The organism is Lacrimispora sp. (assembly GCF_032078915.1).
In the GTDB taxonomy this organism is placed as follows: Bacteria; Bacillota; Clostridia; order Lachnospirales; family Lachnospiraceae; genus Lacrimispora.
In genome coordinates this window covers 1-25,234 of sequence record NZ_DAMAUN010000084.1, presented here as the reverse complement: position 1 = coordinate 25,234, position 25,234 = coordinate 1, and the positions used below count along the sequence as shown (strand labels likewise).

Genomic DNA, 25,234 nt, shown 5'->3' with positions numbered 1-25,234 from the left:
CCAAGGCTGAAGCCTAAGTTGCCCTGAGGGTCTAAATCCACCGCCAAAACTCTTTTATGATTCATGGCAAGACCGCAGGCAAGAGCACAGGAAGTGGTTGTTTTGCCTACGCCGCCTTTTTGATTTGTAATTGCAATGACTGTTGACAACTTCTATTCCTCCAATCGTAAATTGAAATAAAACTATTATCTTTAGTATACAATATGTCGATAAATAAGTATAGTAAAAACAAGAAAAAAACAGTATTTTGGAGAATCAAATTGCTTGTATTGTATTAGAAAGGAGTTTTCATATGGCATCAGTATATAATAATATTTCCAATACTACTTCCGCCTCTTCTCTCCGTGGTTTTGGAGGCCTTGCCAGTGGCTTGGACAGGGACAGCCTTATAGAGGGAATGACGGCCGCAACAAGGGCCAAGATTGCCAAACAGCAAAAGAGTAAACAGACAATGCAGTGGAAGCAGGATGCCTATCGGTCCATCAGCTCCATGTTGGTTGAATTTTCAAGAAAGTACACATCCTATACCAATCCAGAAACCAACCTTGCCAGCGCTGCCTTCTGGACCAGAAGCAATGTTACCCCAACCGGGATCAACAGTAAGTATATCCAGGTAACTGGAAGTCCAACCAGCGCCGGCTCTATCTCCATCGCAGGGGTGGAACAGCTTGCCAAAAAGGCCTCTGTGGTTTCCAGTGATTATGTTACCAGCGGAGCACTAATGTCTGGAGAGCTTAAAGTAGATGAAATGACGCCAGTCAGTGCTTTGGCGGGGGAAAGCTTAAAATTTAAGGTTAATGACAAAACCTTTGAAGTGCAGCTAGGAAACGGTGATTATTCCAATGCGACCGAAGCCGTGAAGTCCATTAAAGAAGCGCTGAAGAATGTTTCCGTAGGAGGCAGGACTCTGGCAGATATCGTTGACGTAGAGGCAGAAACAGATACTCCTGATGAAAAAAATGCTCCATTTAAACTAAGCTTCAAGTCCATAGATGATGCAGGAAATACGGTCAGCCTGGCAGGAGGAAGCGAAGGTGCATTGAAAGCTCTTGGTTTTGAAAACAAGGATGAGTTTGAAATATTGGCAGAAGCGGGTAAGACTGTCCTCAATAATTCTGGAATTTCCATGCCTGAGGAAGACTGGAATAAAATCAAGGATAATCAGAATTTTTTCAAAGAGCTTTCATTTCAGGACAGAGTAAATGGAAAAAAGATGACATTTACTTATAACGGGGTTTCAAAATCCATAACGCTTGAATATGATTCCGAACAGGAGAATCCATTAGATAAATTTGCGGCAGATATTGAGAAAAAGCTGGCCAAGGAATTTGGTTCAGGAAGAATTGCGGTGAGTATTACAGGTGATCAGCTCCAGTTTAAGACACAAAAGCCTAACGGAGATGCTGACAACTCTTCCAATTTGGCAATTTCATCTGCTGATGCCGGATTATTGGGAACGGATGGAGCTTTAAAGATAGAAAAAGGACAGTCAAACCGTCTGAACCTTGATGCGGCAGTTGGAGAATCCGGCTTAGCGACTATGCCGTCAGGTACGGATTGGGATATCACAATTAATGGAAAAACCATTACAGGAATTAATTCCGGAAGTACGATGAATGACATCATCAATAAAATTAATTCCTCCGATGCCGGTGTAACCGTAACTTATATGAAAAATGCAGACCGTTTCTCTATCGTGTCAAACGAGGAGGGAGCCTCTGGAAAGGTGGAACTTAGTGACGATGCTGCAAAGCTGTTTGGTGCCATGGAAAATGGTGCAGCTATGAAAGATTACGGTCAGGACGCTATCATCAACGTAAGGTACGGCGACTCAGCAGACACGGTCAAGTTAACGAGAGGAAGCAACACTTTCAACCTAGAGGGGATGAACGTTACCGTGAGCGGAACCTTTAATGAGACGGGAGACGATAAATCCCAGGAGGTTACCCTCAATGCCAAAGCGGATTCTGATAAGATCGTGAAAGCGGTTACTGATATGATTAAGGATTACAATGCACTTATTAAACTTGTCAACGATGAGATTTCCACAAAGCCAAACCGGAATTATGGGCCCTTGACGGATGAGCAGAAAGCGGATATGAAGGATAGCCAGATTGAAAAGTGGGAGACAGAGGCAAAGAAGGGTTTGCTTTTCGGTGATTCAGAATTAAGAAGTCTGTCTGACAGCATGCGTTTTATTTTTGGTGTGGGTACAACTGAGACGGCCCGTCTGGAAGCTCTTGGATTTTCCAAAAGTACTGACTATTCAGAAAATGGAGCTATTGTATTCAATGAGGAAAAGTTCCGTACAGCCCTTGAAAACTCAGGAGAAGAGCTTCAGGATTTATTTACAAGGAGTGCTGATACTTCTACAGGGGACCAGGGCGGAGTCATGAATCGCCTCACTGGAATCATCAACAAATATGCATCTGTCACCGGTGCTGTGAAGGGAAGCCTGATTGAAAAGGCGGGATCTGTCTATGCTCCTAGCAGCATTCTTTCCAACGCCCTCAAAAAATCTATGGATGAGGTTGACAAGTATATTAATCGTCTCCAGTCTCAGCTCAAGGTAGAGACAGACAGATACATCAAGCAGTTTACTAGCCTGGAGACAGTGATTGCCCAGATGAATTCTCAAAGCAGCTGGCTGCAGAGTTCGTTTGGTGGTTGATGAAGAGGTGGTGTATAATATGAATGCCTATGGTTATCAAAATTACAAAGCACAGTCGGTAAATACTATGACTCCTGGAGAGATGCTTGGCCTCCTGTACGATGAGCTATTAAAACGCCTGACGAGAGCACAGCTTTCCCTGGAGAAAAAGGATTATATGCTTTTTGACCAGTCCATGCAGCGCTCTGTTGAAATTGTTAATTATTTGAAGAATACCCTGGATCTTAAATATGAAATAAGCTTTGAACTAAATCGTCTGTATGATTTTTTTCTATATGAATTCAGCAGGATTAAAGCAGGAAGAAATCCTAAGATCATCGCAGAAGTCAGACCCTTGATTGTAGAATTGAGAGATGCCTTCAAAGAGGCGCAGCAGATAAGCAGTTAAAAAAGGTGCCGGAGGGAAAATATTCTCTCCGGTTATTTAATATTCAGTTATAAGAAGGAGGGAGGAAGAACATGGAAGATTCTATACTGGTTGAAATTCTAAAAGAGATGCAGAAGAAATACATGTTTATAGCTGAAATTGAGCGCATTACCCGGGAGATGGGTGATGCCTTGTCTCGAAATGACAGGGAATCGGTTCAAATGTTATTGGGAATGCGCCAGGATGAAATGGACAAAGCAGATGTATGCACCAGAAACATAGAATGCCTGATATCTGCCCTATCGCCCGATGAAGGTAGTCAGGTAAGGGAGTTGTTAAATGGCAAAGGAGGCGGGAAGACCGGCAGTCTTACTGCTGAGATGCTGGAGGAGAAGGGAAAAAGTATTCAGTTCGTGCTGAAACGGACCATTGAAGCGGACCGACTCATAAGCATACGGTTATCAGGAAAGGATTCTTACTATCAATAATTAACAGGGAAGCTCGATTGATTAACCCGGTGGGCCGATCATCCAAAGAGGCCCTCCGTTTGAAGCATGGTAGTTTAATTCTTTCAATATAAGAGAGGGATCCCAATCTATTTGAGAATTATCGTATTGATTGGCATCAGCAATTTTTACCGTTCCCTCTTCTGTAAAGCGGGTAAGGATAATAAAATGACCATTCTGGGTGAAATGCCCTTTTTTCATAAGGGCTACGACCAAATGACCAGAATTTAATGCATCTTCCAGCCCTTGGACTGTATAATCTTTAACTGGGGCGGCATTCAGGCCATAGGCCAGGGCGCTGTCTAGTATCAGGCGGTGATAAGAACCCTGACTGGGAGCCCAGGACTTATTTGCTGCCGCCCACACAGCCATATCAGGTGGAAGCACCTGATTACCGGTAAGACTTGTCACAATCATGGCCATGACCGTGGGGCCGCAGCCATAGGTGGAAAGAGGATCTTTTCCGCCATACAGAAAGCTGCCCCATCTTTCGTCAGACTGGTTGTAATAGGTAAGAGGGCCGCACACGCTGTCCAGCATGAGGTCATATCTTCCCTCTTGAGGAAAATCGGCTGTTGGCGTCTCAGGGCTTTCATTTTGAGAATACTCCGAGATAATTGCTGTTTCCCCCGAGGCCGCTTGATTAATGGAAGAAGAGGCCATAAAAGGAATTACAGACAGAAACAGAGTTCGGAACAGGATATATTGGATGGTATTCAACACAATCACCTTTTCTATAATAATATTTATTTCTATGTTATTTATCGAACTACTGTCTGATAAAGTTAAGATTGCTGTAAAAAAACCGATATATAATATATAGGGTGTTATTTTTCAGCGGTAAAAGATACTGACAGCAGAGAAAGGTATATTGATTAAAGGTGGAATTGTGAATGAGTAAAGGATACGAAGAACGGTATTTAATGACATTGCTGTCATCAGTGATAAACCAGAAGGAATCACCGGCACCGCTAAGGTACTTAAATTGGGAAAAGATGTTTCGGATCGCTGATTATCACCGTGTAGCTCATGTTGTTTATTATGGAATTATGGGATTAGATGTAGAGATTCCTCAATCGATCCGTCAGCGTTTTTTTGGCAAATATTTAGAATCCGTACATCGGGTTGAACGTTTACGTTCAGCAGAAAGGCAGGTACAGACCCTTCTGGAAAGGAACGGGATAAACTGCTTTTTTTTAAATTATTCGGATTTTGTTAAATGCTATCCTATTGAAGAAATGTGCTGCCGGGAGTTTATTGAGATTGGCACGGAAAAGAAGTTTTCTCCGGTCATCAGAGCACTTCTCTGGGACGCGGATTTTGAAGAACGATATACGGAAAACAGGGGGGAGCTTTACTATCGGGTACCAGGGAACAAAGTTTTGTGTTTCAATCAGACCATGTTTTTCAGCAGGTCCATGCAGAAATTTTATATCAACCTGGTTCGATCCCTGCCAGATAAAACAGGCTTTAACCATATCCGGGAGATGAATGCCAGTGAGATATATTTATTCCTTATGTGCAGGCTGACGGATTCTTATGCCAGAGGGGATATCAGCCTTAGCCAGATTATGGATTTTTGGGCATTTTATAAAACCCAGGGGGAGTTCTTTTCATGGCCTTATATTTACGAGCGTTTGAAGGAACTTAAAATAGAAGAGTTTGCGGAGCGTCTGGAATATCTTATCCTTCGCTGGTTTGGCACTGGAACAGGAATTGAAAATGTGGAAATATATGATAATATGGAATCTTACATCTTCAGCAAAGGAACAGAAGGGCGCGAAGTCAGTGAGCAGCTCCTGCCTTTGATCAAAACGGTTGCCGATTGTTACTCCAGGGATAGGAAAAAGGAAGAATTCAGAAGGCTGATAGCGTGGTTGTTTCCGGATCGGGAATACATGGAAACCATATATCCGGTATTAGAGAAATCCGGCGCATTCCTTCCCGTTTTTTGGCTGATCCGTCTCGAAAGATACTTCATAAGAATGGCGGGCAGCAGAATGGAAGAAAAGTTCCGTATCCCTAAGATACTTTTTCGGTATATGTGGAGAAAGTATCCGGGAGTAAAGGCGGAAGAGAAAGAAGAAAAAGAAGAGAAGAAAGAAAGAGAACAAGAAGAACAAAAGGAGCAAGAAGAACAAAAAATAGCGGAAATACCTAATTGATATCAGGTATTTTCGCTATTTTTTGATTGGTTCATCAAGTTCCTGATTTGGGATATAGAGCCTTCGTTTGGATGGGAGGAAGCGGCCTCCTGATTAGCTGAGGCAGCTTCCAACAATTCGGTACGAAGAATTGAAATTTCTTTTGGTGCATCGATGGCTAACTTTACCCAGTCATTTCCAATTTCAAGAATTGTAACATTGATATTGTCCCCAATCGTAAGAGACTGGTTATTTTTTCTTTGAAGAATCAGCATACGAATCCCCCTTTTTTATAAAATCCTTAAGCGGGTGACGGAAGCGGTAAAGAGGATTATCCAAAATTATCTGTCTGGCTTCCCGGGTTTCTGTATTTACCGCAATCGGAGCTTTTAAATTTACCGTGCTGTTTTCCATGGGGTCATGGATTACGCTGATGACATAATAAGAAACTTTGTCTTCGCTGTCTGCAGTTTCTAACAGTTCTTGATCCTCCTGAGATAATTCCGGTTCGTATTTCTCATAAAACTGAAATGGATTCATAAGAATAAAGGATACGCTGAAATCATCTACTGACTGCAGACAGATCAAAGCATCGCTGTTCTCCTGGAAGGCCAGAGGAACATAATCTTTCAAATCAGTAAAACCGAACAGCCCGTCAGAAAAATGTATGAATTCTTTGTCTGAACATGAAATCTTGCCAAAATATTGTGTATTGATTTCCATAAATACCTCCAGAGTACAGGGTTAAGCGAAAATATCTACCGGGGTATGATTGAAGAAGCTAGCTGCGCTGGGGGGAACATAAAGGGGCTTGCCGATATATTCGATATTCACGTCAGGCATTTGAGTGATTGATAACTCAATATTTCCCGGTATAAACTCAATATTTCCATTTGCTACCTTTATGTCAAAGCTTAATTTATCTATTTGGTATTGCATGGATAAATCCGGATCAGACCATTCGATATCAGGGCCTGTAGTAGGAAGAAATCGTAATCCGAATTCTCCAGTAGGCGGCTGGGCACGCTGGCTGAATATCACATCGAGGGGATTTGTAATCTTTGGGTCTAATAACATGGCACCTTCCTTTGCATATGTAGCAGTAGCCTCCAGAGCGGCGGACTTACCCTTGGCAGCAGCTTGGCGCACACTTTCCATTGTAGTAGGGCAGACTGAATTACGTGCATCGTACGTATCCAGATGTAATTTGATGGGACGATTTTTTATGGTCAGGCCGCCCTTGATTCTGTCGGTTATCAGTTGAGATTTAGAACTAGTATATTCCAGTTTTGCACTATGGATTTTCAGTTCGTATTCAATAGGGATGGTAGTAATCCTTAGCAATGGTTCCATTATAACACACCTCCATCAATTTTACTTCATGAAATCAATAAAGGATGGAGATAAGATGCTGGTTCCTACCTTGAGGGCGGCATTGTATGCATACTGATTCCACATATAATCGGTAATAGCTTCAGCAGGGTCCATTCCTTCAACCTTTAACATCTGTTCTTGCAGGGAAATATCATTATTTTCTAGTCGGTCCTTTGTAGTATTTAAAAATTCTGATTTAACGCCTAAATTCGTGACTTCATTTAATACGTTGGTTCCTAAGTTTTTAAACTTATCCATAAGCTTTCCATAGGTCTCTGTATCAAAATTATCTGCCTCCAAAGTATCAGCCAGCTGTCCGGCTAATACAATAACATTATCACTCAACCCAGCCGCATCTTTTCCGAACCCAACGGCTTTTATACCGGGAAGAGAAAGGTTAAATGCGCTGGAAGGTACGACACGGTCAGCACCATCGAGAGAAAGACCCAGCCCTAAGTCAACATAAAGGGTTTCTTTGGATAAACGAGTAAGATCTTTATAATCTTGACTGCCGGGTGCGGCATCCACATTAATACCCCGGTAAGTAAGGTTTTTTCCATCCTCAGACAGAACAAAGGGCGGATTCTTTCCGTCTGCTCCGGCAAATAAAAATGTGTCTTCATAGGAGGAGTTAAGGCATAATGTCATGGTTTTTTGGAGCTGGCGGATGGCGGAGGCAAAGGTCTGCCGCGTTTCCGGTGTCTGCTTGTCACCGCTCATCGCCTGTATGTTATAATCAGCACTAATGTTTTTCATAGCATTGGATATCTGCATGAGTGCATCTTCCTGTCCATCCTGACGGGACTGAACGTCTGATAAGGTGTTTAAATTATCCAGATTCTTGTAGTACTTGCGGTGAAGCTGGGATGCACGGGCCGCTGATGCTGGGTTCTCCGAGACACTGTTAAAGCTTCGCTGTGTCATAACATGGTTTCTGGATACATTTAAGTTGGCTATGGAAGCTGCAAGATTGCTCTTATAGTTCCGTATAATTGCATTGGTTGAAATTCTCATTGGAAACCTCCTATCTTCCTACAATGCCGGTATTGTTTATTAATGTATTAAGTGCTTCGTCAAGGGTTGTCATAAGACGGGCGGCAGCTGAAAAGGATCTTTGGTACTGCATCAGGCTGATGCCTTCCTCGTCTAAAGAGACACCTGATACGGCATCCTTGCTGTCTGCAGTCTGCTGAAGCACAGATATGTGGTTATTAAGGATCGCCTGGTTGGCGGAACTGTCTATACCTTGGGTATTTTCCAGGTTAGAGTAACACTGGGAAAAGTTTCCGGTATAGTGGGTGATATATCCGGTCTGAGCGACCCCGTTGGTGTCCATGTAGGTGTATTCATATTTGAAAACCCGTTCATCAGTCAGGGATTTCAACATCTTTATAATGTTGTCATTGGCAGTGGAACCAGCATCCTCTTTATGGGAAGAGATGATATGAATGGTGTTGTTCATCCAATCATCGGATATTTTAATGTTGCTGGCAGTAAAACGGTTGCTTCCATCGGAGGTCTGGAACAAATCAAAGTTTCTAATATTGACAGGGTTTGCTTTATAGAGAATGGACATATCCTTATCATCAGAGGTTTTGATGCTATCCACGTCTGATGATACGGCATTAGTACTACGCCATTCCAGCTTTCCGGAAGCATAGGACCAAGTGCCGGCTTCGATGTTGTCATCCACCTTCATAGATAGGTGAGATGGGTCGCCATTCAATTTATCAGCCAGATTGTTTAAACTTTCTTCAAGTGTTGCTCCAATGGGTATTTCTCCTGAACCGCTTCCAAATGTATAAGTCTCGCCATTGACTGTAATTCTTTCTCCTCTTAAGAAGTTTCCAGTCGCTTTTGAGTAATCCATGCTGAATACTGCTTTTCCATCAGAGTTCTTTGATGCTGTGCCTATAGTCGGCAGCTGAGTTACACCGGTATAAGGCTGCATATTGCCATTCAATTCATTAAAAGTATTGGCAAAAGTCTGGACAAAAGCTTCAAAGGATTTTTCGTAATATCCAATTCCTCTGTAATCGGAAGAAGGGTTGTCCATTTCTCCCGATTTATTCAATACATCTACTGTTCCTTTTAAGGTTCCCTCTTTCAGATAATTGGTAATATCCGTTTTCAGGGAACTTACATCCGAGCTGCTTGCGAAATTGCTGGCAGGAATCAGTGATATGGAAACCGTACCGTCAGGCTCCCCGTTGTATCCTTTATTTCGTGTCATAGAAATTGATGCGATATTTTCGCCATGTTCTCCTGCCGTAAGAGGATATGTAGCTCCATCGCTGCCTCTGAAATTTACAACTGGATATTCAAATTTAGCTCCTGATGCGACAACCACATCCTTGTAAGTTACAGTGATAGGAAGGTAGCCGGCAAGCTCATCCAATTTTTCATTTCTTTTATCCAAAAGCTCAAGCGCTGGGTTACCTTGTACCTGGCTCTTCCAGATGGCGTCATTTAACTCTCCGATGTCAGAAAGAAGACCGTTGATAGCGGGTATATCCGTATTTTCCAGGCCATTGATGGTTTCTTCCCGAACGCTGTTAAGGTCAGCGGCCTTTTGATGGATGTAATTTACAATGACCTGAGCCCTGGAACGGACGATACTGTCAAACTCGCTGTTATTTGCATTGGCGGACAGCTGATCAAGGCTGGAACTTAAATCACTGAGAGCCTTTTTTAATGCATCCTTATCAGTCTCATCAAAAATATCAGCTAACTGATCTAAGGTAACCTGTCTTGCATCTGCCGTTCCCACCTTAGCAATTTGATTTCGGAACTGAACATCTAAAAATGGATCTCTTATCTGGGAAATGCCGGTAATTTCAACACCGTAACCTATTTTAGCACCAGGTCCTGTGCTCATATGATCGGCGCCTCTTGTATTAAAGCTTGCAAGATCCACCCTCTGTCTGGTATAGCCCTTTGTGTTAATATTTGCTATATTCTGTCCGGTCACATCAATGGCCCGCTGGCTGGCAGTCATGGCCAGCTGGGCAATGGTAAAGCCGGAGAAAGTAGAGCGTGTCATAATAATCCCTCCCATTTTGCATTGTCTGGAGCCATTTTCCCTTGGGAATTCCTAATGGCTTTGTCGATCATGTGAAGATTAAGTTCAATCATGGTGCGTGCACCGTCACTTATTTCCTGAAACAGCCTGACCTGATAGGAGAGCCTGTCAAACAGTTCTTTTAGTTGGTTATGTTCCTCGTCCTCTGAGACTTTTGAAAGAATCTGCTGAAAGGTATCACCCTTCATACCAAGCTGTTCCTGGCAATCCTCACGCTTTTTTTCAAGGCCTCTCAGTTTTAAAATGGCGGCCTGTTCCTTGTTCATGCAATCTTCCACATAAGTGACCCGGTTTTTTTTAGCGGCTTCCAGTTTTACCTGTTCGACCTGAACCAGATCCTGAAAAAGCTGGATCATATCCTCAATTACTGCCTTAAAATTATTCATGGAAATCGGCTCCTTTGTATAAAAGAATTCTTTCGGCGATCTTGTTGGCATCCACCTGATAAGTTCCGTCTTCAATCTTCTGTCTTAATTGGTTCAGTTTTTCTTCTGATGTGGTCTGTTTAACTTCTTTCATAAGAGCATTTTTAAGGCTTGATATGAATTTGGAATCCATTTCTTCCTGGGGAGCAGAACGGATCGTGATTTCATCGTAATTGTTCTTACCGGATTCAGAAGTGGTGATATCCTGGTTTTGCCGTATCTTGGAGGTATTATACAGCGTACCGTAATAGTTCTGTGAAATACGCATTTATTTACTCCTTTCTAAGAATTTTATAAGGAAGTTCGATTTGCCTGATGGCTCATCAAAGACTGTTTTTTCATTACATTTATAATATCGTCAGTTTTAAGAAAATATTAACTTCAGGAATAGAATTTCTCAATTAAAGAGAACTTAAGTGCTTCATTAAGACGCCTGCTATATTTGCGCAGGGCACCTGCCTGGTGACAGCACCTATATTGTAGGCCACCATTGGCATTCCGTAAACAACGCAGCTTTCTGCATCCTGCCCAATGGTAAAAGCTCCCTTTTTTTTCATATTAAGAAGTCCTTCGGCCCCGTCACGTCCCATGCCGGTCATGATGATCCCCACGGAGGAAGCTCCGGCCGTGTCGGCTATGGACTGGAATAGAACATCCACAGAAGGACGGTGTCCGCTTACTTTTTCACCGGAGTAGCAGCTTACCGTGTAACGGCCTCCCATTTTAACCACCTTCATCTGTAAGTCACCAGGAGCAATCAGCACTTGACCCCTTTCAATGGTATCCCCGCTTTGGGCTTCTTTTACATTCATGGCGCAAAGCCGGTTTAAACGGTCTGCATACATTTTGGTAAAGCCCTCCGGCATATGTTGTGTGACCACAATTCCAGGCGTGTCTGCAGGAAGGTCTTTAAGCACCTGGAGCGTGGCTTCTGTTCCGCCCGTGGAAGCGCCTATGGCAATTATGGTATTAGATGCATTCAGGGAGAAGGGAGTTTTTCCCATGGCAGACTTCCCTGGTTCTATGAGAGCAGGGGTAGAAACCGGGACTTTAATGACTGCACGGGAAGCAATAAAAATTTTGCTGATCAAGGTGTTTAAGAATGTGCTTGCAGTATTACTGCTGGACATGTCAGGTTTTCTTACAAAATCCACGGCGCCTGCGGAAAGGGCTTCAAACACGTTTAAATTAAGAGAAGAGACTAAAATGACTGGAACAGGATGCTTAGGAAGAAGTTTTTTTACAAATTCAATGCCATTGATCATGGGCAATTCTACATCAAGCGTCACTACGTCTGGTTTAAGTAAAGGAATCTTTCGTTCTGCGTCAAATGCATCGACCGCATATCCGATCACTTCTATATTGGGATTTTGAGAGAGATTATCAATTAATACCTTGCGAAACAGCAGGGAATCATCTACTATGAAAACTCGGATTTTTTTGGCCATAATTTATTCCTCCTGTTATTTCTTCTTATCTGCCCACGCTTTATTGGCAGAGCCCACACCGCAGTCGAACTGCAATCCAAAATCCGTGTAATATAAAATCCATCTACTGAAATGGAGAGACAGTAAATAGATTTTATATTACGCAGATCATTCTTTTCGGTAAGTAGCCGGCATTAAGTACCGGTAAGACGTTTTTTCTTTGTTGATTGTTTCGGAGTGACCGATAAATAAGTATCCGCCTGGGGCTGTTGCATCATAAAACCGCTGAATCAGCCCGTCTTTTGTATTCTGATCAAAATAAATCATGACATTTCTGCAAAAAATAATATCAAATTTTAACCGGAACCGTATGGGGTCCATAAGATTAAAGGTCTGGAAAATAACATTTGATTTAATTGCCGGAGCTACGGAATATAATCCCTGTTCCGGGGATTTGACAAAGTATTTGGATCTCCATGCAGGAGATAAGTTCTTTAAGGATTCCTCATCATATACCGCTTCCTTTGCGGCCCTTAATGCATTTTGAGAAATATCTGTGGCAAGGACCCTGGTATCCCAGAGAGCGGCCTGGGACCCCAGAGTATCCTTGATAATCATGGAAATGGTATAAGGTTCTTCGCCGGATGAACATCCGGCGCTCCAAATGCTTAAAACTTTATTCTTTTTTGTGCTTATAAGATAAGGAAGAACGGTATCACGAAAAAAATTAAAATGTGCCTCTTCCCGCATAAAGTAAGTGTAGTTGGTTGTAAGCTTGTTGAGCATTATTTCCAGATCAGCCTGATTCTTTGATGAAAGAATGTGATCCACATAATCTGTGAAGGAAGTGTACCCCATGGAAATGATGGTGTTTGACAACCTTCCCATAATGAGCTGCATCTTTTTAGACAGGTCGATTCCGTAATTTTTTTTCATAAAATCCACCAGCCGTATGAAATCATGCTGCGAAATTGTTAACATAGAGTAGCCGTCCTTTATGAGTTATTGACTAAGGTTTCGCAGTCCAGAAGAAGGACAATGTGGTTATCTGAAACGGATATCATACCGCTGACCAGTTCTTCCCGGTTATTGGCCGGAACCGGTGAGATTCTGGAATAATCAATATCAAGAACCTGCTCCACAGAATCCACGATGATTCCAATAAAAACGGAATCCACATTTAGAACAATGATACAGCTTGAGTTGGTATATTCTATGTCCGGCTTGCCAAGTCTTGACCGGATATCCATGATGGGAACGATCTGCCCTCTTAAGTTGATGATTCCCTTTACATATCCTGGTACCATGGGCATGGTAGTAATTGTATGGTTGGTGATGATTTCAATGATATAATTGGTGCTTACACCAAAAGTAAGGTTTTCTGTGCGGAAGGTTAAATAGCGTTCCGTAGTTTCTGTCCGAGCGGAAGTAAAAGCTTCGGATGTAGCTGTATTTTCTGCTGGCATTTGTATTCCTCCGATTTCAATTTGCTTGCCCACGATGGGCATATAGGTATACCCAAAGGGTATTTCATTTAATAATACTGGTTTTGTGATGCGGCATACAGGTTTAAAACGTCGAGTATAATGCTGATATTACCATCACCAAGAATGGTACAGCCGCTGATACCTGAATCCTTAACGTTAAAGCTGTTTAAGAATACTGGAAGAGGCTTTACAACAACCTGTTGTTCCCCTAATAGCTCATCGACAAAGAGACAGTAAGATTTGTCACCGGATTCCACCCAAACCAGAATTCCATCTTCAATACTTGTAATTTCTGTTTCAATGTTGTAAAGCCTGTGAATGCGGAAGATGGGGTAGAACTGGTTCATGCACCTTACGATCTCATTGCCTTCCGTGTCGTAGATCACTTCTTCATTCTTCACCTTAAAGGACTGGCGGATGTTTGCAATGGGGATAGTAAATACAGATTTTCCCACTGAGATCTCCATGCCATCCACAATGGCCATGGTGAGGGGGATTTTTAGGGTAGTGCACATTCCTTTGCCTAATTCACTGGAAATGCTTATGGTACCACCGATGTTCTCCACATTTTTCTTGACCACATCCATGCCCACTCCACGTCCGGAAAATTCAGTGACAACCTCATTGGTAGAAAAGCCGGGAGCCAGTAGAAGGTTTAAGATTTCCTTTTGGGAGTATTCACTTTCCGGTTTGGTAAGAATGCCGTTTCTCTTTGCTTTTGCAAGAATGCCTGCCGGATTCACACCCTTTCCGTCATCGCTGATGGTAATGATGACTTCGTTGGTTGTATGGCTTGCTGAGAGAGTAAGTTCTCCCTGAGGATCTTTCCCGGCAGCAATACGTTCCTCGGCAGTTTCTTCTATTCCATGGTCCATGGAATTGCGGACAATGTGCATAATGGGATCTCCGATGCTGTCCACGATGGACTTGTCAACTTCCGTATTTTCACCGATAATGGTTAAGCGTACATCTTTTTTCAGCTTTTGCTTCATATCCCGGACGATACGGTTCATTTTCTGGAATACGCCGGAAACAGGAACCATGCGCAGGGACATTACAATATCCTGTAAGTCATCGGTCAGCTTGCGAAGCTGCCTTGTGGCCTTTAAAAAGCTGTCAAGGTTCTTTAAATTCTGGATATCAGGCGAGGAAGTCACCATGGATTCCGTAATTACAATCTCACCGACGATTGCCACCAGGTTGTCTAACTTTGCCAGATTTACGCTGATCAGATTCTGTTTGTTCGGCATCTGATGAGAGTTACCAGTGGTAGGAGAACTTGAAGCAGCCGGGGCGCTTTCACCTGCAGATGGGGCTGGAACTGCCGCAGCATTCTTCTTTTCTGCACTGGGAGCAGCCTTTGCGCGGGGGTTTTCAATCAGTTCATAGGAACGGATGTTGTTCATATTGTTGACCTGTGATATGGCTGAGTCAGCCTCCTCACGGGATTGGAACGTCAGGAAAAATCCTTTCTCAATAATGGATCCGCTGCTCTGGCTGTTGGTCTCCACATCGGCGGGATAATAGCCAAACTCCATTCCGGATTCTTTTAATGCGCTGATAAGCATAAAAGCCCGAAGGTTTTCCATTCCGCAGCCTTCATCAAAAAAGATACGAAGGAAAAAGGCAGCCGGATCTTCCGGGCATTCTGCAACGTCCAAACGGATTTCATCCAGGCTGGCAGCAGAGACGGGAGTGGAAACGACCGGTGCTGGCTGGGCAGCTTCTTTGAGACGGGAATGATCCGAATGATTCTTTTCCACGGCAGCGGTGGGGCTGTCATCGCTGATTTTTTTCAGGAAGCTATTAATTTCTTGTGTCAGATGGTCGACATTATCACTAAGTGGTTCATTGTTTTCTACTTTTGAAACTTCAGCACGAAGCATATCAGTAGAACGGAACATTAAATCAAAAAGAATGCTTTTGTGGGAACTGTCAAGGGAATCCAGACCATTCTCACGGATAAAAAAGAATAAATCTTCAATACGATGTGCTATCTGCATCAGAGAGGAAAATTCCATCATAGCAGAAGATCCTTTGATTGTGTGCATGATGCGGAAGATTTCATTTACGTCATCTACTGTAAAATCTCCTGCTTTTTCGGCTTCTATCAGGAGCTCGTCTAATTGCTCCAGGAGGGAATTGGTTTCAAAGAGGTACATATCAAGCATATTATCCATGCCGTTATCCATAGTATTTACACCGCCTTGTTTAGTTTAGTATATATCTATTTATCGGTATGGTTGGATAAAAAATAATAGCAAATATAAATAACCTTACGAAAATTATATAAAATATCAGTTAAATGGAGGCATAGTATGGCAGATATTTTGAAAGTTACAACACCCCTTTCCGGTTATGATAATTCCACGATCAAAAACAACCCCCAGGCCGGCCAGGGAGTCCAGATACAGAACCCAATAGATCCCTCAAAGGTGATGCGGGCGGATAACCGGTCTGATTCCGGGGGAAAAGGGGATCAACAGCTGGCATTCCAGTACGGTTCGAATTTCGGTTCATTTCTGAACCAGGTAAAAAACATACCTGATCTCACCAAAATTTTGACCGATATTTTTTTCCAGAGTGAAGAAATGCTGACGGGCGGAGTCATGGGAGAAGAAGCAGCGCAGAAGATCGCTTCCTTTTTTGAGGCAGCCAAGATGCAGGGAGAAGAGATTCTGCCCTTCATAAAGGAACAGGCTGAATCAGCAGTCCGCTTTAACGGCGGCATTTTTGACCAGCTCCGTCATGTGATGGCAGAAACAACTTCTGTGGATTTAAAAGCAGAGATTTTAAATTTTATCAGAAAATTCAATGATATGTCTTCCGGTAAGCATATACTTCATGATATATTTAATACAGTAAAGGATATGGAGGCATATGTTTTTAAGCAGACAAGAGAGCAGATAGAGGCTTTGCTTAAGGAACTGGACCTATCTGCTCCCGAAGGGCAAACCTCCCAAAACAGTGCACTTTTAAAGGAGAAAATCCTTCCCTTTTTAGGCTGTTATATCGCAATGAATCACGACATGGGCACGATACGGGATAAGATATCGCTTTTAACGGTATTAATAGCCAGATATGAAAATGGGGAAAGGGAAGAGGTTTTGCAATCCTTTTCTAAGCTGGCGGGTTATCAGGGCTTTCGTAAATTTTTTGGAGCCATGACTACAGAGCAGTTCGGTGAACTGCTTGATCAGGTCGATTTAGAGCAGGCGGCAGGGAAAAACCAATGGGCGGATAAGTTCGTTGATTTCCTAAAGACCGGTGTGAGCGGAGGTACTGGACTTGAGAATAAGCAGATGTTTCAGAATATGCTTCAATCCCTGGTTTTAAATGAAAGTGTCTATATGCCCCTTTTGCATCTGGCATTCCCTATGGAGATTGACGGGCGGAAACTATTTTCCGAAATGTGGATTGATCCGGACGAGGAAGGCAGCAGCACCCAGGCGGGGGCAAAGCATACGACCAGAATTTTCGTCAAATTTGATATCAGGGAATTGGGGCAGTTTAAGCTTCTGCTTCTTTATGGGGATCATGCAGCCTCCCTGCAGCTTTTCTATCCGGAAAAGATGCAAAAAACAGAGGCAAATATTTATAAGGAGATTAAAAGCATCCTTGAGCGGTATCATTTCCGGGCAGACAGCTTATATCTCCAGGCAGGGGGCGGTCCATCCTCCCCAATAGAGGTATTTCCCAAAATCCATGAAAGGAAAAATTCAGTTGATGTCAGAATTTAAAAATACATTAAATAAAAAAGCGGTTGCGATAAAATATGACGATGCAAAGAATTCTGCACCTGTTATCGTGGCCTCCGGCATGGGATATATGGCGGAAAAGATAATAGAAACTGCTAATGAAAGCGGTGTACCCGTTTATGAGGATAATTCTCTTGCGACCATTCTGACCCAGCTTGAGCTTGGGAGCCAGGTGCCGGAGGAATTATATCAGGCTATTGTGGATATTTACCTTTATTTCTTAAATTGTGTGCCGGGTCCGGTAGAAAAGCCGGCATCGGAGCCTGTAAAGGAAATAGAGGAAGAGGATTTAATTAAAGAGGAAATAATAAAAGAGGAAACGGTGGAGTAGTTTATGTTTACTGAGTGTGAAAAAGCGAGTGTCTTTTCTTTAACTGGTATCTTTATCGCAGAGGTAAAGGTAGTTGATTCCCATATGGAAAGTATGGGGCTTATCTTTAATGAGGAAGATATGGATAAGGTGAGCACAGAATCAGTGATCGTATTTCACGATGGTGTTCAGGGGCTTGTTACATGCAAATGCCGTTTGTCAGGCAGGGTAAAGATCAGCGGCGAGGAAATTGGAGAGATCGGTAATGCGATCTATAAGGTTCCATGCGTGATCGACGAATTGATCGGTATAGAACAAAGGCGTCGTGACCTTAAGGTCAGAGTTTCGTTTCCCGTTACCCTGGAGACGGCGGATTCAGACGGAAAAGTCACACATATAGACGCTAAGGTAAAAAATTTGAGTGCAGGGGGGGTCGGGCTTGAATCGGCAGTTGAATTAAGTGTAGAGCAGATCTTTTCCTTTCTGTTTGAAACGGACAGCGACTGTACCAGGCTCAAGGGCAGTATTCTATGGGTAAAGAAATTGTCAGGCGAGAACGAACCGCCACGCTACCGGTATGGCAGCCGTTTCTTTGATATGACATCTTATCAGGAGTCCATGGTCAGGAAGTTCGCTTTTCTGGAACAGCTGAAAAAAAGGAAAACACAGTAATTGCGCGTTATGCAATAGGAATTTAACTGCTTTCTATGGACGGAGAAACGGAGGAATAAGAAGATGTTCACTGAATGTAAAAAGGCCTGTATTTGCTCTTTTGCAGGAAATCTTCTTGCGGAAGTGGAAGTGGTTGATTCTGATAAGGAGCGTATAGGACTTATCATTGAGGAAGAAGACGTACGTAAATTAAGCGCTGACATGATCATTGTGTTTTATGACGGCATACAGGGACTTGTCACCTGCAAATGCCGCCTGTATGAAAAGCTGAAGCTGGAGGAGAAACCCTATTATATGCTTTCATGCCGGATCATGGAACGGATCGAAGATCTGGAAAGGCGCCATGATGCGAAAGTTAAGGTTGATATCCCGGTGGTCTTGGAGATGGCTGGTGATGATGAAACTCTGTTACATATTAGCGCTGTCATAAAAAACATCAGTTCGGGTGGCATAGGATTTGAAAGCAAGGAAGAACTGAAAGAGAGAGGCCTATTTTCTTTTCTGATGGATACGAATTTTGGCTGCGTCAGGCTGAAGGGCTGTGTTCTTTGGAAAAAAGAGCGGACTGATGAAAATGGAAAACATTCCTACAGGTACGGAGGGCATTTTCATGACATGACGTCCCATCAGGAGAGCGTGCTGGAAAGGTACCTGCTGATAGAGAAAGTAAAGGAAAAGAAACCATAGTATTGCTAAATGTAACTTAAGGATAAAAATTTACAAACTGTAGAGTGAGGACTTATTAAAAAGGAGCGATTTCATGAGACAACAAAAGAGGGGATTGGCAATAGTGATTTTAGTCGCTTTTTGCCTGTGTCTCTTCCCTGAAAAAGCGATGGCAACAGAGGCAATCAATTCAATCAGCATTAAGGTGGTACTTAATATCGAGGCAGGTGACCGCTTGCCAGACATCCAGATTAATCAAACAAGTGGGGAGTGCTATGTAACTTCCGGCGATAAAAAGTACACTGTCAGGGAGGCAAAGTGGGTCACCTCCACCTCAAAGGATATGTCGGTGGGAGAAGAACCCAGGATGAATGTTATCCTTACCCCGTCCGATGAATACGATGCTTATTTTAAATCTTCTTATGAGGCTACCAAGATGAAAATCACGGGAGGTTCCTATGTCAGTGCAAAGCGGAATGGCAGTGACATGGTTGTCACCTTAAGGACGAAGCCTGTGAAAGGCCTGTACGCGGAACCGGAAGACGTGGGCTGGAAGGATACAAGGCTTGGTCAGGCTGTCTGGTCCAAAGGGGATAACACATCGGGTGCTTATGAATTATGGCTTTACTGCGGTAAAAAAATAATTTTAAAAAAGGAACAGGTAAAGGCTACCTCCTATAATTTCTATCCGTATATGACAGAGGAAGGGACCTATTCTTACAAAATCCGTTCTGTTCCCTTCAAACAGGATGAACTTAAGAATGGAAAGAAGAGCAGCTGGGTGGAGTCAGACGAACTGGTTATCAGGGACCGGGATGTTTCCGATGGAACTGGAAAAGACTCTGACACAATTGCCGGTACAACAAATGGCTCTGGGATAAAAGAGGGCTGGGAACAGCAGTCCGGAGTTTGGTACTACCGGTATGCCGATGGAACAGTTCAGGCTAATTCCTGGATGGAACTTGATGATGTATGGTACCGCTTTGGCCAGGAAGGAAAGATGGTAACCGGCTGGTTTATCCTGGATTCTGATATCTATTATATGAATTCCAAAGGAGCCATGGTGACCGGCTGGAATAAAATTGACAATACATGGTATTATTTTTATCCGGACAACGGCTACGAGGCCCCCATGGGAGCCGCCGCTACTAACTGGCAGGTCATAGACGGCTATTATTATTATTTTAACAGCCAGGGTGCCATGCAGAAGGACTGGATCAACCAGGCAGGAAGATGGTATTATTTAAATACTGTACAGGGAAACTTAGAGGGGGCTATGCTAAAGGGCTTAATCACCCGGAATGGGCATACTTATTATACCGGGGAAGATGGAGTCATGGTAACCGGCTGGCAGAAGATCGACGGACTGTGGCGATATTTTAATCAGGATGGCACGATGGCTGTAAATACGGTAATCAATGGATTTCCGGTAAATGAAGATGGAGTATGGGTACAATGATGAGAGATAAGAAAAGAAAACTGCATTCTGTGTTCCTTGCTGTTTTGGTGGCAGCATTTACATGCTTGCCGGCTATGATGTCCTTTGCCGCCGATTCTGTTGTGATTCGAAGCGTAAATCTTAAGTTTGACAGCCAGTATGGGAGTGAAGAAATACTGATGCCTGGAATTTCTACTACCAATGCGGGAGTATCCGTTAAGGAGGTTGTCTGGAAACGGGATATCAGCAAATGGAAGGCAGCAAAGAATGAACGGGTCAGTGTGTTTTTAACATCAGACACCTCAATATTTGCAAATACCTACAACCGGTCAGAGTGCAAGGTCACAGGGGCAAAGTTTGTTTCCGCCAAAGCATTGGATAACAATACCCTGGAAATTAAGGTGGATTATGTTCCTGTAGTTATTTTAGGAAGAACAGCCAGGGCCGGCTGGAGCGATAGCAAAATGACGAAGGCTGTGTGGGAAAAAGTTGAATTTGCTACTGGGTATCAGGTTGCTCTGTATGCAGATGACAAACTGAAAAAGCGCATTTCTGTTGAAACCAATACGGTGGATCTTTCTGAATACATGGACAAAGATGCTGTTTATTACTATGAAGTCCGGGCAATCGGTTATACTGCTGATGACCGGAAATATATGAAGGAAGGGGATTATGTCACTTCCGATGATACCATTATGGAATATGACGGAGATACATCAGGTGCATGGAAGGGAAATACCTACAAGCAGGAGGATGGTGGAATCGCCAGGAATTGCTGGAAGCAGATATTAAATGACTGGTATTATTTTGACGGGAATGGAATTTACCAGACAGGCTGGCTCCTGTCAGGCCAAAGATGGTATTATTTAAACCCCAAGGATGGAAAATTACTCATGGGCTGGCAGTTTGTCAATGGCAAATGGTATTATTTAAATCCGGGCGGAGGAGAAATGCTGACGGGCTGGATACAGCCCCAGCCAGGGATCTGGTATTACTTAAATACAGATGGCAGCATGGCAAGCAGCATGAATGTCGGCAATTATTGGGTGGATGCTTCAGGAAGATGGGTTCCGTAAAAACGGAAATTGATGGGAGGATTAAATTTTGGCAACAATAGACCAGTTAAAACTGTCTGCACTTGCTAGTACAAAGGCGGGGCAGTCAGGATATACGGCAGCTTCATCTGCCAAGGGGAATTTTAAACAGATTTTAAAATCAGTAGCAAAGGCTCCGGAAAATCTTGAGGCCATATTCTCGGAGGCATCTAAAAAATACGGTGTTTCTGAAAAACTTCTAAAGGCGGTTGCTAAGGCGGAATCGAATTTTAACCCATCTGCAACTTCAAAGAAGGGGGCTGCCGGAGTAATGCAGCTAATGCCTGCCACCGCCAGATCCCTGGGAGTGGACGATCCCTATGATGCAAGAAGCAATATCATGGGGGGAGCTAAATACTTAAAAGAAAATCTGGATCGGTATAAAGGGAATGTGGATCTCACCCTGGCGGCTTATAATGCCGGCAGCAACAATGTAAGCAAATATGGAGGAATCCCTCCTTTTAAGGAAACGCAGGAGTATGTAAAGAAAGTTAAGAATTATATGGGAGAATCAGAAGTATCAGGATATTCATCGGACATATCAAGTACTTATGAATATCTGTCCAATCTATCTTTGGACGGAGAAAGCGGCAGTCTTGTACCTGCTAAATCTGATTATCTTTATTTAATTGAACTGATGAAGCTTCGGATGCAAATGGCTTCCTTTAGTATTTCTAATCAGTTTGATTCTGCTGATTCAACGACTGGTTCAATCTTTAATATATAAAAAAAGTCTAATGGAAGGTCTTTAAAAGCAGACCTTCCATTAGGCTTTTTCTATGTAATAATAGATAACATATCATTTTAGTTATATAAAGATCTATCTGATGTGAAGACCTTACTTTTGGGAAATCGCATCACTTACCTTTAGCAGGGCCTCAATAAAATATGACTTTTTAATTGGCTTGAAAACAAAAGGAAGGTTGGAGCCTAATTCTTGTACCATCTGCTGTGTTTCATCATAAGCAAGAGAGCTGATGATCATAATTCCTGCTTCCGGATGATGTTCCAACAGGCGTTTGGAAGCTTCGATACCATCGATTCCAGGCATTATGATATCCATGGTCACAATATCGGGCTTTTCTCTTTCATAGGCTTCCAGAGCCTCTTCCCCGCTTCTGCACTGATAGATGACGTCAAAATCCGTTCCTTTAAGTAATTGCTCTATCTCGCTGCGTGTTACAATTGAATCATCGACAATCATAATTGTTTTTTTCATATAGCTTCCCTCCTTCTATTTTTAATTACTTCCGATTGTAACTTCCCCTTCGCTGTTTTTATAAACAATACTCCTGGAGTATTCCTCCTGAACCAGCAGACTGGAAGAACCGATCCGTATGCGAACCACTGGCAGCAGCTGCTGGCAGTGTATGATTCCGGACTGTTCCTTATCGATTGCGGTTATTTCTTCCAAACGGTTTGTAATCTCCTGTTCCCGGAGATTTAAATAAGTGGAAGCCTGCTTCAAATTATCAAGCAGCTGCTGTCTATCCTGCCTTTGGGTGGTTTCAAGATAGGTGATATTTTTTCTTACTTCCGACATATTGTGGTGAAGCTGCTCCAGCTCTCTGGCTAGCCGAGCGGATTCTGCTACGTTTCTTGGAACATTTGCAATGATTAATTCGGTAACGAGCCGCCGTACTTTAGAACCAATCACACGTGCATTAATGGTGTTTGCAGCCAAAAGAGTACCGCCGATTATGACGCCCATGCCGGAGGTAACAATGATATCCTGACCGCTTTCTATTTTGGAGTTGATAATGCTTTCCGCATAAACATTGCCTTTGGCGGTGACCGTGCAATGTTCCAGATAACGGCACTTGATATCAGAGTCAGAAGTTAAAGTACCACGGCCGTTTCCTGACATGCCGCTGGCAATCGTAATGGTTCCCTGAGCTGTTATCTGAGCGCCTTCCACGGAGCCTCTGATATCAATTCTTCCAGTGGCTTTTACCGAAAATCCATTCCTTACATCTCCAGTAATCAATATATCTCCGTCATAATCCAGGTTTCCTGTACTATTATCAATATTACCATTTATCTTAAGGATAGGATCTACCTGGAATTTTCCATTAACAAATGTTACATGGCCTGTTTTTTGGGAAACGAGCTGAGTCCGGTCCTCCGTAAGCTTAGTATTGCGGCCTACAGGTGCGTGAACGTCAGTTCCTTTAATCGTGCAGGGATAGGGCTGACCGGTTATGGTCATACCATTTTTCCCGGGTACAGCAAGAGTAACACTGCTGATCACTTCTCCTTCTTTAACGGCCTGAATATTATTTAAATTTTTATAATCCACAGATCCGTTTTCATCTTCTATAAATTCAAGCTTAAGATCCCGTTTATAATGGTCTTTAATAGAACCATCAATTCCGTTGCGTGCCAGAATTCCCTTTGCAACCAGCACGGCCTGACCATAGATCTGGTTCTCAACAATTGACTTCAGGGATTCCTCCATAATTCCGATGGATACATGCTCCTGATTGAGGATTGATTTTAAATCTTCTTCCTTTATATCCTGACCGTCGTTAAATGGAGGGATCACATAAAACCATGCAGCCATGCGGTCCTTTGAAACATAAAGATAGGCCTGAGCCGCCTTTGGCTGGGGAACCTGCTCTTGTGTAGATTCGGATGTCCGTTTAAAAACATTGGATAATGATTGCATTTTACTGGAAAACTGAGCGCACTCACTGGATAATGCTTCTTCATCCATCCGTACAATAAGCGGATCATAAGAAGGCTCCCATATTAAAGAAGTGGAAGGAGCTTCATATTCAATCTCGGGAAATACGGTTGCTGCGGCAGAACTTTTTTGTGCGGTTGGATCGGATACAGTCTCATTAAGATCTTCATTTTGGGATTCGTCAGGTGAAACGACAGAAGTTGCACTGATCTTTTCTGATGTTTCCGCAGAGCGCCTTACATTTTGGAAAAGGCTAAAGAATCCTTTTTTGGTTTTTTCTTTCATTTTCTTCCCCTAACATTAAAAAATACCTGCTACTATAACCCTGTATGCAAGTAAGTGGCTGATTTCGAATCGCTTCTTTGGCTGGAGTCAATAGACATCAAAGCTATTAAGCTTTACAATCAAAGATGCTGGCTCTGGTTTCTGGTTATTCCATTCCTATGTATATACAGTCAGATGAAATGATTCTAGAGCTTTTGCTGATCAGATTACCTGGACCGAGCCATGTGAATCTATTTCGTTGGATACTGGATTTAATTCTGTCCGGTCTTTGTGAAGCCACATTCCTTGAATGATCCATTGTTAAAAATAATCTGCCATGCAGATTGCCAGGCATTGAATTACGGGGCACTGGGATTCTTGAACCAAGATGCGTCATAGGAACACCTCCTTCTTAATTACAAATCGACTATATTTTATATCGGCAAACTATGCTATAAATATAACATAAGAGTAGCCTGTTTGGTTACTTAATTTCAAATAAATATATATGGTGACATAGAATGGTTACTAAAAGTTATAGTTTTGTAATCATAACCTGGTTTATATAGGATGGTTTTGGGGCTGAAAGATAGACTTGGTTCCTGGTTTGTGAAGAGAACGCAGTCCCTTTCGATATTATTGTGTAATGACTTTATGACAGAACATAAGGCATGAGAAAAGCAACGGACCGGTCTGTTTTTAAATCCTACGGGATTCATTATATCTATATTTAACTTTTACATTAATATATAGCAGGCGCATTCTATCAGAGGCATTATTCGCAATTAAACAAATTATCAAAACAATTCAAAATAATTGTTGACTTTTGTCAAATGCTTTGGTATGATATAACTCGCCGCTGA

General features: G+C 42.7%; 26 protein-coding genes. 11 read left to right on the top strand and 15 right to left on the bottom strand.

Going from position 1 to position 25,234, the window contains the following annotated elements:
- On the bottom strand, positions 1–149 hold a 149-nt coding region (locus RT269_RS24080), incomplete at its 3' end, for a ParA family protein (protein ID WP_313186454.1).
- Between the two features lie 143 nt (positions 150–292).
- Between RT269_RS24080 and fliD the strand changes: the two genes are divergently transcribed.
- The 3 genes from fliD (at position 293) to RT269_RS24065 (ending at position 3,526) form a co-directional block, all read left to right on the top strand.
- Complete coding sequence (gene fliD, locus RT269_RS24075; RefSeq protein WP_313186452.1) at positions 293–2,671, top strand: flagellar filament capping protein FliD; 2,379 nt, start codon at positions 293–295, stop codon at positions 2,669–2,671.
- 19 nt (positions 2,672–2,690) lie between these two features.
- Positions 2,691–3,059 carry a flagellar export chaperone FliS gene (gene fliS / locus RT269_RS24070; RefSeq protein WP_313186450.1) on the top strand — a complete coding sequence of 123 codons (369 nt, stop codon included), beginning with the start codon at positions 2,691–2,693 and terminating at the stop codon, positions 3,057–3,059.
- Positions 3,060–3,130: 71 nt separating this feature from the next.
- Positions 3,131–3,526, top strand: a complete 396-nt coding sequence (locus RT269_RS24065) for a hypothetical protein (protein WP_313186449.1) — start codon at positions 3,131–3,133, stop codon at positions 3,524–3,526.
- Between the two features lie 21 nt (positions 3,527–3,547).
- On the opposite strand, the gene RT269_RS24060 is transcribed toward RT269_RS24065, so the two are convergent.
- Entirely contained in the window at positions 3,548–4,264 is a 717-nt protein-coding gene (locus RT269_RS24060; protein WP_313186447.1) for a C39 family peptidase, read from the bottom strand.
- A gap of 173 nt (positions 4,265–4,437) precedes the next feature.
- On the opposite strand from RT269_RS24060, the gene RT269_RS24055 reads away from it, so the two are divergent.
- Positions 4,438–5,709, top strand: coding sequence for a nucleotidyltransferase domain-containing protein (locus tag RT269_RS24055; RefSeq protein WP_313186445.1), 1,272 nt, complete (start codon positions 4,438–4,440; stop codon positions 5,707–5,709).
- Between the two features lie 2 nt (positions 5,710–5,711).
- On the opposite strand, the gene RT269_RS24050 is transcribed toward RT269_RS24055, so the two are convergent.
- The 11 genes from RT269_RS24050 to RT269_RS24000 all read right to left on the bottom strand — a co-directional run bounded on the left by RT269_RS24050 (position 5,712) and on the right by RT269_RS24000 (position 15,675).
- Entirely contained in the window at positions 5,712–5,963 is a 252-nt protein-coding gene (locus RT269_RS24050; RefSeq protein WP_313186443.1) for a carbon storage regulator, read from the bottom strand.
- Positions 5,938–6,411, bottom strand: a complete 474-nt coding sequence (fliW, locus tag RT269_RS24045) for a flagellar assembly protein FliW (RefSeq protein WP_313186441.1) — start codon at positions 6,409–6,411, stop codon at positions 5,938–5,940. The genes RT269_RS24050 and fliW overlap by 26 nt, the downstream gene beginning before the upstream one ends.
- Positions 6,412–6,432: 21 nt before the next feature.
- Complete coding sequence (locus RT269_RS24040) at positions 6,433–7,041, bottom strand: DUF6470 family protein (RefSeq protein ID WP_313186439.1); 609 nt, start codon at positions 7,039–7,041, stop codon at positions 6,433–6,435.
- A 21-nt stretch (positions 7,042–7,062) separates the two neighbouring features.
- Positions 7,063–8,076: a flagellin N-terminal helical domain-containing protein gene (locus RT269_RS24035; protein ID WP_313186437.1), complete on the bottom strand. Its 1,014-nt coding sequence runs from the start codon at positions 8,074–8,076 to the stop codon at positions 7,063–7,065.
- A 10-nt stretch (positions 8,077–8,086) separates the two neighbouring features.
- Positions 8,087–10,105 (bottom strand): flagellar hook-associated protein FlgK, encoded by a 2,019-nt coding sequence (locus tag RT269_RS24030; RefSeq protein ID WP_313186435.1) that lies wholly within the window; start codon positions 10,103–10,105, stop codon positions 8,087–8,089.
- Positions 10,102–10,530 (bottom strand): flagellar export chaperone FlgN, encoded by a 429-nt coding sequence (flgN, locus tag RT269_RS24025; RefSeq protein ID WP_313186434.1) that lies wholly within the window; start codon positions 10,528–10,530, stop codon positions 10,102–10,104. The genes RT269_RS24030 and flgN overlap by 4 nt, the downstream gene beginning before the upstream one ends.
- Positions 10,523–10,837, bottom strand: a complete 315-nt coding sequence (locus tag RT269_RS24020) for a flagellar biosynthesis anti-sigma factor FlgM (RefSeq protein WP_313186432.1) — start codon at positions 10,835–10,837, stop codon at positions 10,523–10,525. The genes flgN and RT269_RS24020 overlap by 8 nt, the downstream gene beginning before the upstream one ends.
- 133 nt (positions 10,838–10,970) lie before the next feature.
- Complete coding sequence (locus RT269_RS24015; RefSeq protein WP_313186431.1) at positions 10,971–12,017, bottom strand: protein-glutamate methylesterase/protein-glutamine glutaminase; 1,047 nt, start codon at positions 12,015–12,017, stop codon at positions 10,971–10,973.
- Between the two features lie 147 nt (positions 12,018–12,164).
- Positions 12,165–12,977: a CheR family methyltransferase gene (locus tag RT269_RS24010; RefSeq protein WP_313186430.1), complete on the bottom strand. Its 813-nt coding sequence runs from the start codon at positions 12,975–12,977 to the stop codon at positions 12,165–12,167.
- A 14-nt stretch (positions 12,978–12,991) separates the two neighbouring features.
- A complete protein-coding gene (locus RT269_RS24005; protein ID WP_313186428.1) occupies positions 12,992–13,462 on the bottom strand; it encodes a chemotaxis protein CheW in 471 nt (156 codons plus the stop codon).
- A 68-nt stretch (positions 13,463–13,530) separates the two neighbouring features.
- Positions 13,531–15,675: a chemotaxis protein CheA gene (locus RT269_RS24000; RefSeq protein WP_313186427.1), complete on the bottom strand. Its 2,145-nt coding sequence runs from the start codon at positions 15,673–15,675 to the stop codon at positions 13,531–13,533.
- A gap of 126 nt (positions 15,676–15,801) precedes the next feature.
- Between RT269_RS24000 and RT269_RS23995 the strand changes: the two genes are divergently transcribed.
- From RT269_RS23995 to RT269_RS23965, 7 genes are all read left to right on the top strand, one after another.
- Positions 15,802–17,223 carry a hypothetical protein gene (locus tag RT269_RS23995; RefSeq protein ID WP_313186426.1) on the top strand — a complete coding sequence of 474 codons (1,422 nt, stop codon included), beginning with the start codon at positions 15,802–15,804 and terminating at the stop codon, positions 17,221–17,223.
- A complete protein-coding gene (locus tag RT269_RS23990; protein WP_313186424.1) occupies positions 17,210–17,572 on the top strand; it encodes an EscU/YscU/HrcU family type III secretion system export apparatus switch protein in 363 nt (120 codons plus the stop codon). Before RT269_RS23995 ends, RT269_RS23990 begins: the two co-directional genes overlap by 14 nt.
- Positions 17,573–17,575: 3 nt before the next feature.
- A complete protein-coding gene (locus RT269_RS23985) occupies positions 17,576–18,223 on the top strand; it encodes a PilZ domain-containing protein (protein WP_313186423.1) in 648 nt (215 codons plus the stop codon).
- Between the two features lie 63 nt (positions 18,224–18,286).
- On the top strand, positions 18,287–18,910 hold the full coding sequence (locus RT269_RS23980) for a PilZ domain-containing protein (protein ID WP_313186422.1): 624 nt from the start codon (positions 18,287–18,289) through the stop codon (positions 18,908–18,910).
- A gap of 73 nt (positions 18,911–18,983) precedes the next feature.
- Positions 18,984–20,348, top strand: a complete 1,365-nt coding sequence (locus tag RT269_RS23975; protein ID WP_313186420.1) for an N-acetylmuramoyl-L-alanine amidase family protein — start codon at positions 18,984–18,986, stop codon at positions 20,346–20,348.
- On the top strand, positions 20,345–21,403 hold the full coding sequence (locus RT269_RS23970) for an N-acetylmuramoyl-L-alanine amidase family protein (RefSeq protein ID WP_313186419.1): 1,059 nt from the start codon (positions 20,345–20,347) through the stop codon (positions 21,401–21,403). Before RT269_RS23975 ends, RT269_RS23970 begins: the two co-directional genes overlap by 4 nt.
- A gap of 28 nt (positions 21,404–21,431) precedes the next feature.
- The gene (locus tag RT269_RS23965; protein WP_313186417.1) at positions 21,432–22,148 is read left to right on the top strand and encodes a lytic transglycosylase domain-containing protein; all 717 of its coding nucleotides are present in this window, start codon (positions 21,432–21,434) and stop codon (positions 22,146–22,148) included.
- A 111-nt stretch (positions 22,149–22,259) separates the two neighbouring features.
- On the opposite strand, the gene RT269_RS23960 is transcribed toward RT269_RS23965, so the two are convergent.
- Positions 22,260–22,640, bottom strand: a complete 381-nt coding sequence (locus tag RT269_RS23960) for a response regulator transcription factor (protein ID WP_313186416.1) — start codon at positions 22,638–22,640, stop codon at positions 22,260–22,262.
- 21 nt (positions 22,641–22,661) lie between these two features.
- Positions 22,662–24,392 (bottom strand): DUF342 domain-containing protein, encoded by a 1,731-nt coding sequence (locus RT269_RS23955; protein ID WP_313186414.1) that lies wholly within the window; start codon positions 24,390–24,392, stop codon positions 22,662–22,664.
- Positions 24,393–25,234 lie beyond the last annotated feature (842 nt).